Here is a 13,368-nt window from a genome sequence, read left to right on the forward strand (position 1 = left end):
CGGCCGTTCACGGTACGGCGGGGCGCGCGGCCCGCGCGTAGCGGGACGCCATCGCGCCGAACACCTCGCGGGGCCGCCACCGGGTCTCGTCGAGCATGCCGACCACGCCGTAGGAGGCGAGGTCCCGGTCACCGACATGGGAGAAACCGGCGAAGGTGAACCACAGCGCGGTGTCCACCCCCTCCTCCTCGAAGACGTCCATCAGCTCGGTGAAGTACCGGACCTGCTCACCCTCGTCGCGGACCGCGTCCCGGGGCGGCCGCCAGGCCATGCCGCCCAGGTCGGCCGCGCCCCGGTAGGGGCAGGTGCCGAACTCGGTCACCGCGACCGGCTTACCGTGCCCGAACCGCTCGCGCAGCTCGGCGCGGAAGGAGCCGGCGTTGCGGGCGTCGCGGTAGGCGTCGACGCCGACGATGTCGAACGGGCTCCAGTCGACGAACTCCCACGGGCCCGAGGCGTAGGTGACCCGCCCGCCGAATCCGGCCCTGACGGTCGCGGCGGCCTCGGCGAGGAAGCCGTTGAAGCGCTCCATGACCTCGTGGAACGACGCCCACCACGTCATGTCGGCGGTCATCAGCTTCGCCAGGCGGTCGAGGTAGCCGGCGCCCGGGATGAACCCGGCGCCGAAGGCGCTGCTCTCGCACCCGGCCACGAACACCACCTCGGCGCCGCCCCGCCGTACGGTCTCGGCGCGGCGGGCGCAGTCGGCGAACAGCGTGAGCATCGCGCCGGGCTCCAGGTCCACGGGGAAGGGGGCGAACCAGACCTCCAGTCCCGCGGCGGCGGCGTGCCCGGCCGCCACGCCCAGCCGCTCCGGGTCGCCGCCGGAGATCCGTACGGCGTCGCAGTGCAGCTCGCCGGCGATCACCTCCATGTCGCGCCGGACGGTCTCGGCGTCGAAAGCCCTGCGGCTGAAATCGGGGCCGGGAAGGAACCCGGTGTCGTAGTTGATGCCGCGTGCGCGCATGTCAGTGTCCTTCCGATCGTTCGATGCCGTGTCGCAGCAGGTCGAAGGCGAGGTCGATGTCCCCGGCGAGACGGGCGCCGGCCTCCTCCGGCGACGCCCCGGCCATCAGGCGGCCGAAGAACGTCTCCTGGACGGTCTGCACGGAGGCGGTGACCTGCGCGGCCGTCAGGGCCGCGACCGGCTCGCCGTACTCCTCCTCCAGCGCGCGGGCCAGCTCCCGGCGCTGGCGGTAGAGGAGTGCGCCGGCGGCGGCGGTGAGCGCCGGGCTCTCCGTGATCACCCTGATCCGGGTGATCAGCTCGTCCCGGTCCATCGCGTCCGCGGGCACGGGCACGGCGGCGAGCCCGTGGTAGTGCGCCCGCAGCGCCTCCAGCGGCGACGTCCCGGCCGGACGCCCCGTCACGGCTCCCGCCGGGTCGTCCTCGCCGACCCCTCGCAGGACGAGCGACTCCTTGGTCGGGAAGTACGCGAACAGCGTCGCCTTGGCGACCTCGGCCGCCTCGGCGATCTCGTTGACCGTCACCGCCTCGAACCCGCGCTCGGCGAACAGCCGCATCGCCGCCGCGGTGATCCGCCGGCAGGTCTGTTCCTTCTTCCGCTCCCTCAATCCCGCCATGCCCATAGAGTAACTCGTACCTAGTATGAATTCATACCCGGTTCAAGTTTTTTCGGCGGCACGCCGAAGGACCGCGGAGAAGAGGATGCAACAGATGCGGTCCCCCGGGCGTCCCTGGGATGTGGAGTTCACCGATTTCGTCGCCGCGCGGGCCGACGCGCTGTACCGGTACGGCTACGTGCTCACCGGCAACGCCGAGGACGCGGCGGACCTGACGCAGGAGGCGCTGATGCGCCTGGGGGACGCCTGGCCGAGGATCAGGAAGCGCGACGACCCGGAAGGGTACGTCCGCACGACCATGGCCCGCCTGCACATCAGCGTCTGGCGGCGGCTGCGCAGGGAGCGGCTGGTCGCGGCGGTCCCCGAGGGGGCCTACACCGACGACCGCGTCGGGGACGACACCGGCCTGTGGAAGGAGCTGAAGGGGCTGCCGCCCAGGCAGCGGGCCGTACTGGTCCTGCGGTACTACGAGGACCTCTCCGACCAGGAGATCGCCGAGCTCCTCGGCGTCTCACGCGGCACGGTGCGCAGCCAGGCGGCCCGTGCGCTGGACAAACTCAGGGTGCGGGTCACCGCTCTCGAGACGGGGCGAGTGTGATGAAGGACAGAGACGAGCAGGATCTGGTCCGCGCGCTGCGCGGAGCCGCGGACGACGCGCCCGGGCCGGCCGGGGACGTGCTCACGGTGATCGCCGACCGGCGCAGGCGCCGGACACGCAGGCGGGCGCAGTCGGTGCTCGCGGTGGCCGGCGTGGTGGCGGTGATCGGCGGCGGTACGGCGGTGGCCAGGGGCGCCTTCCCCAGCGGGGGCGGGGAAAGCGCCCCGATCACCGGCGTGGCGGCCGGCCCGTCGGAGCCGGCCGCCACGTCCTCCGCCGAAGCGGACGATCCCTCCCGGGCGGCCGAGGAGGAGCCGGAGGCGGACGTGCGGCCCGTCACGGAGGTCTGGCCGGAGGCGGTGTCCACCATCCCCGCCAAGGCCGCGGACGGCTGGAAGTACCGGCCGATCACCGGGCTGAGCGCCACGGAGCTGCTGCTCTCCGCCGAGTCGTCGTTCGAGAAGGCGGGCCGGCTGGAGGTCTACGACACCGTGGCGCGCAGGAGCACCGTGCTCGCCGAGATGCCCGTCCCGCCGGGCGTGAAGGGCTATTTCGCGCAGGACGTCGAGGTGGGGGCCGACTCCATCGTGTGGTGGGGGGAGACCCCCAACGACAGCGACGAGTGGGCCGACTTCTGGGTCGTCCCCCGTGGCGGCGGCACGGCGCGGCGGGTCGGCGAGGTCACGGGCGCTCAGGCCCACGTGGAGCGGATCGGCGTCACCGCGGACTCCGTGTTCTGGTCGGTGCGGGCCGGAGGGGTCTACCGCATGCCGCTGGCCGGCGGGTCCCCGGAGTACGTCGCCGATACGGACGGTCTGCACCTGCTGTCCTGGCCGTGGGCGTTCGACGTCGCCAACGGACGGGAGGGCGAGGACTGGGACAGGAACCAGACCAAGCTCTTCAACCTGGAGACAGGGCAGACGGTCGCGGTGAACGCCCCGGATGGCGCCCGCGGGCTGCGCTGCGGCCCGGCCTGGTGCTTCGGCGCGAGCGGCGAGGAGACCATGGTCCAGCGGACGGACGGCTCGGACCGCAGAACCCTTCCGGGACTGTCCGGCAGGATGGAGTACATGCCCCTCGCCGGCAGGTTCGGGTTCTTCGGCCTCTCCGGGGTCACGGGCCGCGACGCGGCGGGGGAGGAGACCGAGGACGCCCGCATACCGCTGGCCGCGGTGTACGACCCGGTCACCGGCCGTACGGCGGGCGTCGGCAGGCGGGACCCGTCCGGCGGCGGGAGCATCGGCACCGGGATCTCCTCCTCGCCCACCTCGATCATCTACTGGGACGAGGGCCGGCGTCAGGTGAGGGAGTGCAAGATGGAGGACGCGTCCTCCATCCCCAGGCCGTCGGGGGCTCCGACCCCGACCGGGAAGATCAAGGCCTGCTCGACGACCGGGAAGGGCGGCGGCAAGGAGTTCACGGTCGTGAACCTTCTCGCCGTGCCCCCGGCGGAATAACGTTCTGCCCATGAGGATCTTCAGCGATGTCAGGGAGCTCAAGGCCGCCCGCGGCGAGCACCTGGGACACACCGAGTGGCGGCCGATCACCCAGGAACGGGTCGACGGGTTCGCCGACGCGACCGACGACCACCAGTGGATCCACGTGGACCCCGAGCGGGCGAAGGACGGCCCGTTCGGGGCCACCATCGCCCACGGGTACCTCAGCCTGGCGCTGCTGCCGTCGTTCATGGCGGAACTGGTGCGGGTGGACGGCCTGGCGATGGGGATCAACTACGGGCTCGACAAGGTCCGCTTCCCCTCGCCGGTCCCGGTCGGGGCACGGATCCGGGCCGGAGCCGAGCTCCTCGACGTCAAGGGGACCCCGGCGGGCTACCTGGCGAAGGTTCGCATGACCGTCGAGGTCGAGGGCGGGAAGAGACCCGCCTGCGTCGCGGAGACCCTCTCCCTCTACGTCCCCGCCGAGAACGACTGAGCTCCGGCGCTCGGGCGGGTCCGGGCGCCGTCGGCGGTTCCGGATGCCCCGGCCGGTCCGGGCGCGGCCGGGGCCGGCGGATCCCGGACCGGCCGGGGGCCGCGGAGGTCCGCGCGGCGGGCTCCGGCCCGGGTGCCCCTCACGCCTCCGGCGGGAGTCCCCGGGCCAGGATCGCCGCCTGGACGCGACTGCGCAGTCCCAGCTTGCCCAGAAGCCGGCTGACATGGGTCTTCGTGGTCGCCTCCGCCATGTCCAGTTCGGCGGAGATCTCCGCGTTCGACAGGCCCCGCCCGACGCACGCCAGCACCTGGCGCTCACGCGGGGTCAGGCTCCCCAGGTCGTACGGCTCGTGCTCCGGCACGGACGTGGCGAAGGCCGAGATCAGCCGCCGGGTCACCGAGGGCGAGATGAGCCCGTCGCCCCGGGCCACCACCCGCACCGCGTCCACCAGCGCGTCGGCGTCGGTGTTCTTCAGCAGGAAGCCGGCGGCTCCGGCGCGCAGCGCCCCGAAGACGTACTCGTCGAGGTCGAACGTGGTCAGGATCAGCACATCGGCGACCCCGCTCAGCTCGCGCGTCGCCGAGACGCCGTCCAGCCTCGGCATCCGGACGTCCATCAGCACCACGTCGGGCCGCAGCTCGCGCGCCATCGCGACGGCCTGCTCGCCGTCCGCGGCCTGCCCGACCACCTCGATGTCGCCGTGACCGCCGAGGATCAGGACGATCCCCGCGCGGACCGCCGCGTGGTCGTCGGCGACCAGGATCCGGATGGTCATGCGAACTCCTCGGTGGGCAGCAGGGCATGGACCCGCCAGCCGCCGCCGTACGGCCCGGCCTCGAACTCGCCGCCGACGAGGGCGGCCCGCTCCCGCATGCCGATGATCCCCGCGCCGGCGCTGACGACCCCCGCACCCGTGCCCGTGCCTGTGATCGCGTCCGCGCCCGCGCCCGTGATCACGTCCTCGCCGGAGAGCGGGCGCCCGGCGTCGTCCAGCGGATTGTCCACGGTCAGCGTGACCGCACCCGGCCGGTAGCCGACCACCACGTCGGCGGCCTTCCCACCGTGCTTCAGCACGTTGGTGAGCGACTCCTGGATGATCCGGTATCCGGCGAGATCCACCGGCGCGGGCAGGTCGCGGGCCTCGCCGTCCACGTGGAACCGTACCTCCATGCCCGCCTCCCGGGCCCGCTCGGCCAGCTCGCCGGCCTCGGCCACCCTCCGCCGGACGGCCTCGGCCTCCTCGTCCTCCCCCCGGAGCAGACCGATCATGGCGCGCATCTCGGTCATGCCCTGGAGGCTGTTCTCCCGGACGGATTCCAGCACCGTCCGCACGGTGTCCCCGTCCAGGTCGGCGCGGGAGAGCACCGCGGTGGACTGGATGGCGATCGCGCTGAAGTGGTTGGCGATCATGTCGTGCAGTTCCCTGGCCATCCTCGCCCGCTCGGCCTGCACGGCCGCCGTCCGGTCCAGTTCGGCGAGCCGTGCCACCTGCTCGGCCCTGGCGCGCTCAGCCGCGGCCTGCTCCTCCAGCTGCCTGATGATCATTCCGGTGATGACGGGGGTGGTCCCGACGAGGGCGCACTGGACCAGGATCACCGCGGCCATCTCCACCTCACGCATGAGGATCCCGGCCGTCACGCCCGCGACGACGGCGAAGACCGAGGTGATGCCGAGCATCCACCGGCCCAGGGCACGGGGGCCGTACCTGACGGCGGCGTAGATGTTGTCGGTGACCACGATGACGGTGCCCAGGGAGAACCCCATGGCGAAGTCACCGGCGAAGGCCACCACCCCGAGGCCGAGCGCGAGCAGCGGCCTGCTCCGCCGTACCGCGACGCCCAGGCACGTGAGCGCCAATGGGACGGCGAACAGCGGGGCGGGCGCCCAGCGGTGCTGGTAGACGCCGGCGGCGAGCAGGGCGACGCCCCCGAGGAACGATGCCACGGCCCACAGCACGTCGTCCCGTCTCATGCCTCTCATCTCACCATCCGGGCCGCGTGGTGGACATACGCGTACGGGGCGGCTTGGCCGTACATACAAGTATGTACGGTAGTTCCTCACCAGCGACGATGTCCCGCGGGCGCGGGGCGGCGATGCTGGAGGCATGATTCTGGCCGTCATCATCGGGTGCGAGATCGGGTTCTGGGTCCTTCTCGGACTGGGGCTCGTCACGCGCTATCTCTGGCGCATGCGGCGGCTCAGCACGGCCCTGCTGATCGGGGTCCCGCTGCTTGACGTGGTCCTGCTGGCCGCCTCCGTCATCGACATGCGCGGCGGCGCCACCGCCGACTGGCGCCACGGCCTGGCCGCCGCCTACCTCGCGTACTCGGTCGTCTTCGGCCACCGGACCGTGAAGTGGGCCGACGCCAAGTTCGCCCACCGGTTCGCCGGAGGCCCCGAGCCGTGGAAGCCGCCGGCCGGAGGCATGGCGCGGGCCCGCTACGAATGGGGCATCTGGCTCAGGATCGTCCTCGCGTGCGGCATCGCCTGCGGCCTGCTGCTCGGCCTCGCCTGGATCGTCGGAGACCCCTCACGGACCGCCGCCCTGAACGACTTCATGCTCAGCCTGCCGAGGATCATCCTGATCGCCCTGATCTGGCCGGTGAGCTACACCCTCTTCCCGAAGAAGGTGAAGGACGACCGGAAAGAGGCGCAGGACGTCCCGGCGGAACCGCGGGAGTCCGGGCGGGTGTGAGCTCCGGCCGGTGTGGACGGAGGCCCCGGCCGGAAGCAGGTCGGCGCACACGGGGACCGGCCGGGGGTGGAAGGCGGCCTGCGGGACGAGCCGGTGATGCGCTTCGAGGGCTCTTCGGGAGGCGCTCGGGGGTGTCTCAGAGGCGCTCGGAGGTGCTTCCGGAGGAGAGCGGACAACTGGTTCGAGGTACTCCACGGAACCCGCTATAGTTACTTACGCAGCGAGCGGCCGTAGCTCAATGGATAGAGCATCTGACTACGGATCAGAAGGTTAGGGGTTCGAGTCCTCTCGGCCGCGCCAGGCGAAAGCCCAGGTCATCAGCCGGTGACCTGGGCTTTTTCGTGCTCTGGATCAGCTGTTGGTGTCCGGCTGCCGTCGGCTGTCTCCGGTTGATCGTGCCGAATACGTGCCGAAGGTTCAGCCCAGAGCTTCGCTGATCCGGCGCATGGAGACCTCGTTCTGGCCACGAGGCACTTGGCGTAGGTGCGCAGGAGCACTTCCACGCTGTTGACTGCCCACTCGGCCACCCGCCTCGGCGAGGTGCCGGTGTTGAGCCAGGTGGATGGGCGCGCATGACGGGGGTCGTAGACGCGCTTCGCCGGCGGTGAGCCGTACTCCTCCGGGCTGAGGGCGGCGCGGCGGGCCTCGTCCCAGATCCGCTGAATGGTGGTGGCGAGCACGCCACCGTGAGCGCCGTGGAAGACCCGCCCGTCCGGACCGGCGCCGAAGGTCGTGAGGTGCTCGCGGAGGACGGTGAAGAGTTCGGAGGCGCACGGCTTCTTGGCTCTCGCTCTGTCGGCGTTCCGCCCACCTGTGCTTGGCCCTCAGCAGTTCTCCGGTCACCGAGCAGGGCAAAAGGAGCGCACCGCGGCAAGAAGCACCGGGGCGGGCAGGAGGGGAGACGGGGCGGTCAGTTCTCCGGGTCGGGGAGCAGGACGGAGGGGAGGGAAGTGTCGGGGGACAGGCGTAGTAGTTGGTAGAGCATGCCGCCCACTCCCGGCATCAGACCTGGGCTGAAGGCGTCACGTGAAAGGCCGCTCACCGGGCCGTGCTCCTCCATGCTGCCGATCATGTACGCGGCGAGGTACTCCGTAGTCAGCCCCTCGGGCCCGACACCCACATCGATCGCGTGGCGCACGATTTCCCAGTTGCCGAGGTCTCCGTGGCAGAGCGTGTGGTTCCAGCCGATGCCCCTCGACCAGGACGCCGCGGCGGCCCGGTGCAGCACGTCCGCCCAGCGCGGGTCACCTTCGCGGGCCAGCCGGTCGGCTGCGACGAGGCCGATGCCGGCGGCTCCGTGGCACCACGCGCTGGAGGTCACGCGATGGTCATCCATTTCGCGCAGGTCACGCCAGCCCTTCTCCGCCGGGTCGTACAGTGACTCCTCGTACAGAAAGGCATTGTCTGCCAGGGCGCGGAAGTCCGCGGCGCCGGCCGTGGCGCTGTCGGCGAGCCGGGCCAGCGCCCAGGCGATCCCGGTGGCTCCGTGTGAGACCCCGCCCAACCCTTGTGGGAACGCGGTGCTGGGCCAGCGTGCTCCCCGGTCGTCGATGTGGGCCAGTGAGAGCAGGCGCTCCCCGATGCGGTCGGCCTGCGTGGACCACTGCTGGTCACCGGTCTGTTCCGACAGGCGGAGCAACGGCACGATGGCGCCTGCCATGCCGGTGAGCAGGTCGTACACCCCGTCGGCGGCCACCGCCTCGGGCAGTTGCCCCGCCAGGGCGCCGGCCCGGGCGACCGCCTCCTCCGAGCCGACGGCGCCCAGCCTGCGCAGCAGCAGCCAGCTCCAGATCTGCGAGCCGATGCCGACATAGCCGCCTGGGGTGGCGGGGCGGCGCCGCGGCCCGGTGCGGCGTGCCTCCGCGTCGCGCTCCTCGGCCAGTCTGATCGTATGGAGGATATCGGTGAGCAGCCCGTCCAGCCCCGGCACCTCGTCGGCCCTGCCCTGCCCGGTCTCACTCACGTAGGCGGCCAGAGTGATGGCGACCCCGTACGCCCCGCCGTACACGTCGGGAGACAGCGACTGTACGAACCAGCCGTCGGAGGTGAGCACCGGCGCGGTCCAGGTGACGGTGCCGTCGTCGCCCCGGACCGCTGTGTCGAGCATGTTGCGGGCGATCCCGGCCGCGATCCGACGCCGGCGCCGCTCGAGGTCCTGGTGCCGGATGGAAGGCACGGTCATACGCTTGTTGGCAGGCATCCACCCTTCGTTGAGGTAGGCGCTGACCAGAGCGGACCGGATCACCTCGCGGTCCAGGGCCGCGTCGCGGTCGCGCCAGCGCCGCAGCGCGTCCGCGATGAGGTCCCGCTCGTCTCCATAAGAGGTTCCGCCAGGGCCGTCCAGACGGCCGCGAGCAGGGGTCGTGGCGAAGAAGGGGATGTCGCAGACCAGCAACTCGGCCACCTCGGCGTCGATCACCTCGGGATCCGATGGCGCGCCGGGCAGGTTCTCGGCATGCTGGGCCAGCAACCCCGCCGCCTTGCCCATCGCGGTCGGCTCGTCGTGCAGTGAGGCCGGGTGCCACAGCATGCGGGCCAGCTCGGCGTACGCCTCGGTGGCGCGGAGCACGACCCGGATCGGACGGTCGGCGAAGTCCGTGAGCAGCCCGGCGAGCTCATCCCGCCGATCCAGCATGTCGAGGTGCTCGACCAGCTCGGTGAATCCGGACAGCACCAGGTCCCAGTAGCGGACGAGGATCGGATCGGGGCTCGGGTGGTTGCTCACCGCTCCCAGCTCGACCCGTTCCATCCCCAGTCTCGCCATGTCCGTGCCCGCCTCGACGACGACCGGCACCTGCGTGTACGGCTGCTGGCCAGGCAGGCCTCCGACGGCGGACATGTCGACGCCGCGCCAGGCGAGCGAGACGCCGCGTCCGGGAAGGAGTCCGGTGCGCAGCACCGATCCGCTGAGCAGGTCGGTCGCCTGGTCGACGGCGTCGCCGTATCCGGACGGTTTGGCCGGGACGTGCGGGGTGAACAGCGTCTCGCAGTCGACGACGACGGGCGCGGGACCGGCCGCGATGAGGTTCTCCATGTGCAGGTCGCTGCCGCCGATCAGCCGCATCAGCGCCAGCCAGTGCCCGACACCGCGGTAGAAGGACCGCAGCTCCGTCTCGTCGGCGCAGTAGCGGTGCTGGATGTGCTCCGCCCAGCCGTACCCCTGGCGAATCAGCACGTCGGGTACGCGGATGCGGCTGCCGGCGGGCAGCCGGGGTGCCAGGCGGTCGATCAGCCGCGCCAGCGCCTCGTCCACGGCGAGGGACCGGGGCTTGTAGACCACCTTGCCCTGCGAGCCGTGCAGGACGGCGACGGTGTGCCCTCCGCGATGACTGTCTCCCGCCCCGAAGTCGACTCCGACCAGCTCGCCTCGGAGACCGCCGGGCAGTGCGGTGAGCGCCGCGCGGTCGGCGGCGAACCTGCGGGCCAGTTCCACGGCCGCGGCGCACCTGTTGTCGATGATCGTGCCGAGCCTGGACGGCATCGTGGGGTAGTGCCTGGTCAGGGACAGCCAGAACTCGGGCGTCGCGGCCGTCGCCTTCCATTCCTGCCACCGCAGCTGCGGCGTCTCGGCGGTCAGCCTCCCGGTGATCCTGGCGGCGTTGAGTTCCAGCAGCAGGACCCTGTTGACCTTGAGGCGGACGGTCTCCTCCAGCGCTTCGGCGGTTCCCCGGCATATCAGCCGGGCCTCCGCCTCCGTTAGGCCGGGGATCGATCCCAGCGTGGCGGACAGCCCGACCAGCGCCGGTGCGGTGAAAAAGTCCAGCGACGGGTCGAAGTCCCCGGCCATTCGGATCATCCTTCCTTGATCAGCAGCAGAAGCGGCTGCAGGTGCACGAGCTCGCCAGCCGGGTGTCCAGGGCCGTCAGCGTGATCTCCGACTCGGCGTAGTCACCGATGAACAGCGGACCGGCCGGGTTGTCCCAGCCCTCGACGTCGGCTCCGCTGCGCCACGCGGAGACGATCTCCTCAGAGCGTTCCAGGGTTACAGGCATTCTTACTCCCTCCATGACCGGGCGTCCCGATCAGCGTTGGTCAGCCGATCGAAAAAATCAATACATAGAGGGAGAAATATAGATTTTTCGGCATTCAGTAGAAAAGGCGAAAGCTGCCGTCGGCTGGGACGGAGCTTGCCCAGAAGCTGGCGATATGTCCGGAACGCGCGGGCGAGACCGGCCACCCTCCACACCACCGGCCCATGCCCATCAAGGAGACGACAGTGCACGTCAGGGGTTTCGTCCCGCAACGGTCCATGACCACCGCCTCGGCGACGGCGCTCATGTGCGGGACGACCCGGCGAACCGCTTTCAACGGCCTCGAACCGGCGGCGGATCAGAAGGTCAGGGGTTCGAGCCCTCTCGGCCGCGCAGCAGGACAAAGGCCCTCCGGAATCATTCCGGAGGGCCTTTTCCACGGTCGTACAGCGGCGGAATTCAACAACAAGGTCTGCCGAAAGCAGCCTCTGGCGGAAGGCCCCGCTCGGACGGCAAACGGCCGACATTCGCGAAGGTCTTGTCAGGGCCTGGAATCCGGGTGCCCCTCCAGTTCCGCCAAGCCGAGCGGTTCGGGCGACTCATGGTGCTCAGGCGTGCCCTTCTGCCGCCGACCGCGTGTTCATGTCGCCGTAGCGGTGCGGAAGTCCTCGTCGGTCATGTTCCTGCACGGTCATCAGCTGATCCTCTGTACGGTGGCACCCCATCGGATGGCGCGAGGGATCTCGGCGACGGAGTCCACGATGTCGATCAGGTGGGCGATGCTCTCGGCTGAAGCAGTGGAGCCGACGTCGACGGTGTAGGTGATGCCGGTTGACCGCCAGCTCTCGATGTCGAAGCCGCCGGCTGCGGAAACGCGCACTCCCAGGAGCTCGATTCCCAGTGCGGCGGCCTCCCGGTAAAGGTCGTTGAGGACGCATCCCGCCGCCGCGAGGTGAAGGAGATGTCCTCCGGTGAAATCCGCTCTGACGCTCACGCCCTCGGGCGTCCACCGATGAGGGAAATGCACCGCGTGTTCGTCCGCCACCTTCAGCGATCCTGTGCTCACGACCACGTTGAAACGATCATCCATGATTCGGCTCCCGGCACCTCGGGCGTGCGGATGTGACGACAAGAGCCGTCCTACACGTCGCAGCCGCCAACCGGCAACACCCGCTCATGCCGCTGGGCCGTCCGGTGGAGGATGCGTCCGTTCGGCTCGGAGTCCGTTCATGTGATATGCGTGGCATCTTCGCCACACAGCGTGCCGGTGAGGCATGCCCTCCCGTGTTGCCGCACAGCGGCGCGGACAGTGCCGGGACGAATCGCGCGTTGCCGGTGAGCGTTGGCCGTCACCGGAGATGTTTGATGGGATTGACGTATGAAGACACGAGGACATGACATCGAGGTCACGCCTACGTCGGACCATGTCGTGGTACGGGTCAAGGACTCGGTCGTCGCGACCTCCTCTCGGCCGCTCGTACTCACCGAGACAGGCTGCCCACCGCGGTACTACCTGCCGCCGGACGATGTGAAGATGGATCTGCTCCGGTCGTCGATGACGACGTCGCACTGCCCGTTCAAGGGTGATGCCGTCTACTGGTCGGTGGACACCGGTGACGGCCTGATCGAAGACGTGGTCTGGTCCTACCCGGAGCCGTTCGCGCGGGTGGAGCGGATCGCGGGACGGCTCGCCTTCTGGGCCGAGAAGCCAGGCGTCACTCTTGAGGTGAATGGGCAGGGTGGGTAAGCGTCGCCGACTGCGACCACCGCCACATGAACGGCCACACGAAACGGCGGATCGCCCCGATCGGCGCCACCGGGCGTTCAGCGACGCCGAGGCTCGTGCCCGATCTGACCGCGGTCGGCCTCGCTGCCACCGGCCGAGTGCGTGTGGCCACGGACACATATCCGCGCCGCTGCCCATACATGCCTGACCACGGTCTCGATCAGGCGAGCAGGATGATTGTTCCGCCTGAAGGCGGAAGGTCGTATTGTCGCAGAACTTCCAGCGTCTGACCCCAGCCGTGTGGCAGGTACCCGGTGAATCCGTTCGCGTCCCGCGGAGCATCGTCCAAGGGACGACCCACCTGACCGCCGAACGCCTCTTCGTGCGCTGGGGCGCCGGCCGATGGCGGCCCGTCGAGGGAGCGCAGCCGTACGCGGGCCGGATCGGGGAGATCTCCAGCGGTGCGGAGACCAAGATAGAGACGGCCTGTGAGCTCGAGGACGCCGAGCGCGTCGTCAATGCCGTCCGAGAGGCCCACCCCCACGAGGAGCCTCTGATCAGCCTGCTTCCGCTCTTCGGGCCTCCGTCGAGTGATGCACTTCCCAGGCCGGCGCCGTCGTCAGGTGATCGGCCTTGTGTCAGTCGTCATCGTCGTCACCGGTGTAGTCGTGGTAGAGCTTGCGGCGGAGGAGATCGGTCCGGACGGTCAGGGCGCCGAGGAGTTCCTCATCGCTCAGCCCGTCCGTGGTCCTGAACGCCCAGGAGGAGTGGCCTTCTTCGTCGAGGCACTTCACAAGGACTATCGCCCCGGTTGCGTCCACGGAGGTGGTGTATGAGTTTCCCCAGCTAGCAGGCGTGGCGCC

At 70.4% G+C, this 13,368-nt stretch carries 14 protein-coding genes and 1 tRNA gene; 6 read left to right on the top strand and 9 right to left on the bottom strand.

The window, feature by feature from the left end; all coding sequences use genetic code 11:
- Nucleotides 1–7: 7 nt before the first annotated feature.
- Together AB0D67_RS30050 and AB0D67_RS30055 are read right to left on the bottom strand one after the other, a co-directional pair.
- Nucleotides 8–967 carry a hypothetical protein gene (locus tag AB0D67_RS30050; RefSeq protein ID WP_362943396.1) on the bottom strand — a complete coding sequence of 320 codons (960 nt, stop codon included), beginning with the start codon at nucleotides 965–967 and terminating at the stop codon, nucleotides 8–10.
- Between the two features lies 1 nt (nucleotide 968).
- Nucleotides 969–1,583: a TetR family transcriptional regulator gene (locus AB0D67_RS30055; RefSeq protein WP_362943399.1), complete on the bottom strand. Its 615-nt coding sequence runs from the start codon at nucleotides 1,581–1,583 to the stop codon at nucleotides 969–971.
- Between the two features lie 85 nt (nucleotides 1,584–1,668).
- Here AB0D67_RS30055 and AB0D67_RS30060 point away from each other — a divergent pair, with 85 nt between their 5' ends.
- Genes AB0D67_RS30060 through AB0D67_RS30070 form a run of 3 tightly spaced genes read left to right on the top strand, consistent with a single transcriptional unit; the run spans nucleotide 1,669 to nucleotide 4,113 of the window.
- On the top strand, nucleotides 1,669–2,181 hold the full coding sequence (locus AB0D67_RS30060) for a SigE family RNA polymerase sigma factor (RefSeq protein WP_362943402.1): 513 nt from the start codon (nucleotides 1,669–1,671) through the stop codon (nucleotides 2,179–2,181).
- Nucleotides 2,181–3,638: a hypothetical protein gene (locus tag AB0D67_RS30065; RefSeq protein WP_362943405.1), complete on the top strand. Its 1,458-nt coding sequence runs from the start codon at nucleotides 2,181–2,183 to the stop codon at nucleotides 3,636–3,638. The genes AB0D67_RS30060 and AB0D67_RS30065 overlap by 1 nt, the downstream gene beginning before the upstream one ends.
- Before the next feature lie 10 nt (nucleotides 3,639–3,648).
- A complete protein-coding gene (locus AB0D67_RS30070; RefSeq protein WP_362943408.1) occupies nucleotides 3,649–4,113 on the top strand; it encodes a MaoC family dehydratase in 465 nt (154 codons plus the stop codon).
- A gap of 139 nt (nucleotides 4,114–4,252) precedes the next feature.
- Here AB0D67_RS30070 and AB0D67_RS30075 read toward each other — a convergent pair whose 3' ends face one another.
- Together AB0D67_RS30075 and AB0D67_RS30080 are read right to left on the bottom strand one after the other, a co-directional pair.
- Complete coding sequence (locus AB0D67_RS30075; protein ID WP_362943411.1) at nucleotides 4,253–4,888, bottom strand: response regulator transcription factor; 636 nt, start codon at nucleotides 4,886–4,888, stop codon at nucleotides 4,253–4,255.
- Nucleotides 4,885–6,084 carry a histidine kinase gene (locus AB0D67_RS30080; RefSeq protein WP_362943414.1) on the bottom strand — a complete coding sequence of 400 codons (1,200 nt, stop codon included), beginning with the start codon at nucleotides 6,082–6,084 and terminating at the stop codon, nucleotides 4,885–4,887. The genes AB0D67_RS30075 and AB0D67_RS30080 overlap by 4 nt, the downstream gene beginning before the upstream one ends.
- Before the next feature lie 133 nt (nucleotides 6,085–6,217).
- Here AB0D67_RS30080 and AB0D67_RS30085 point away from each other — a divergent pair, with 133 nt between their 5' ends.
- On the top strand, nucleotides 6,218–6,808 hold the full coding sequence (locus AB0D67_RS30085; protein WP_362943417.1) for a hypothetical protein: 591 nt from the start codon (nucleotides 6,218–6,220) through the stop codon (nucleotides 6,806–6,808).
- Nucleotides 6,809–7,032: 224 nt separating this feature from the next.
- A tRNA-Arg gene (locus AB0D67_RS30090) sits at nucleotides 7,033–7,108 on the top strand.
- A gap of 17 nt (nucleotides 7,109–7,125) precedes the next feature.
- Here AB0D67_RS30090 and AB0D67_RS30095 read toward each other — a convergent pair.
- The 4 genes from AB0D67_RS30095 to AB0D67_RS30110 all read right to left on the bottom strand — a co-directional run bounded on the left by AB0D67_RS30095 (nucleotide 7,126) and on the right by AB0D67_RS30110 (nucleotide 11,869).
- Nucleotides 7,126–7,488, bottom strand: a complete 363-nt coding sequence (locus AB0D67_RS30095; RefSeq protein ID WP_362943420.1) for a hypothetical protein — start codon at nucleotides 7,486–7,488, stop codon at nucleotides 7,126–7,128.
- 230 nt (nucleotides 7,489–7,718) lie between these two features.
- Complete coding sequence (locus AB0D67_RS30100; protein WP_362943422.1) at nucleotides 7,719–10,604, bottom strand: type 2 lanthipeptide synthetase LanM family protein; 2,886 nt, start codon at nucleotides 10,602–10,604, stop codon at nucleotides 7,719–7,721.
- 10 nt (nucleotides 10,605–10,614) lie between these two features.
- Entirely contained in the window at nucleotides 10,615–10,800 is a 186-nt protein-coding gene (locus AB0D67_RS30105; RefSeq protein WP_189250437.1) for a DUF6229 family protein, read from the bottom strand.
- Nucleotides 10,801–11,473: 673 nt separating this feature from the next.
- A complete protein-coding gene (locus AB0D67_RS30110; protein WP_362943425.1) occupies nucleotides 11,474–11,869 on the bottom strand; it encodes a hypothetical protein in 396 nt (131 codons plus the stop codon).
- A gap of 288 nt (nucleotides 11,870–12,157) precedes the next feature.
- On the opposite strand from AB0D67_RS30110, the gene AB0D67_RS30115 reads away from it, so the two are divergent.
- On the top strand, nucleotides 12,158–12,526 hold the full coding sequence (locus AB0D67_RS30115) for a DUF427 domain-containing protein (RefSeq protein WP_362943428.1): 369 nt from the start codon (nucleotides 12,158–12,160) through the stop codon (nucleotides 12,524–12,526).
- Between the two features lie 617 nt (nucleotides 12,527–13,143).
- Here AB0D67_RS30115 and AB0D67_RS30120 read toward each other — a convergent pair.
- Nucleotides 13,144–13,368, bottom strand: a 225-nt coding sequence (locus tag AB0D67_RS30120; RefSeq protein WP_362943431.1) for a hypothetical protein, incomplete at its 5' end; no start/stop codon positions are given.

It is taken from the genome of Streptosporangium sp. NPDC048047, from assembly GCF_040653115.1.
In the GTDB taxonomy this organism is placed as follows: domain Bacteria; phylum Actinomycetota; class Actinomycetes; order Streptosporangiales; family Streptosporangiaceae; genus Streptosporangium.

What these genes read in the sequence shown, in the direction of transcription:
- AB0D67_RS30050 (WP_362943396.1), bottom strand. Translation starts at nt 967, where the DNA reads ATGCGCGCACGCGGCATCAACTACGACACCGGGTTCCTTCCCGGCCCC.
- AB0D67_RS30055 (WP_362943399.1), bottom strand. Translation starts at nt 1,583, where the DNA reads ATGGCGGGATTGAGGGAGCGGAAGAAGGAACAGACCTGCCGGCGGATC.
- AB0D67_RS30060 (WP_362943402.1), top strand. Translation starts at nt 1,669, where the DNA reads ATGCAACAGATGCGGTCCCCCGGGCGTCCCTGGGATGTGGAGTTCACC.
- AB0D67_RS30065 (WP_362943405.1), top strand. Translation starts at nt 2,181, where the DNA reads ATGAAGGACAGAGACGAGCAGGATCTGGTCCGCGCGCTGCGCGGAGCC.
- AB0D67_RS30070 (WP_362943408.1), top strand. Translation starts at nt 3,649, where the DNA reads ATGAGGATCTTCAGCGATGTCAGGGAGCTCAAGGCCGCCCGCGGCGAG.
- AB0D67_RS30075 (WP_362943411.1), bottom strand. Translation starts at nt 4,888, where the DNA reads ATGACCATCCGGATCCTGGTCGCCGACGACCACGCGGCGGTCCGCGCG.
- AB0D67_RS30080 (WP_362943414.1), bottom strand. Translation starts at nt 6,084, where the DNA reads ATGAGACGGGACGACGTGCTGTGGGCCGTGGCATCGTTCCTCGGGGGC.
- AB0D67_RS30085 (WP_362943417.1), top strand. Translation starts at nt 6,218, where the DNA reads ATGATTCTGGCCGTCATCATCGGGTGCGAGATCGGGTTCTGGGTCCTT.
- AB0D67_RS30100 (WP_362943422.1), bottom strand. Translation starts at nt 10,604, where the DNA reads ATGATCCGAATGGCCGGGGACTTCGACCCGTCGCTGGACTTTTTCACC.
- AB0D67_RS30105 (WP_189250437.1), bottom strand. Translation starts at nt 10,800, where the DNA reads ATGCCTGTAACCCTGGAACGCTCTGAGGAGATCGTCTCCGCGTGGCGC.
- AB0D67_RS30110 (WP_362943425.1), bottom strand. Translation starts at nt 11,869, where the DNA reads ATGGATGATCGTTTCAACGTGGTCGTGAGCACAGGATCGCTGAAGGTG.
- AB0D67_RS30115 (WP_362943428.1), top strand. Translation starts at nt 12,158, where the DNA reads ATGAAGACACGAGGACATGACATCGAGGTCACGCCTACGTCGGACCAT.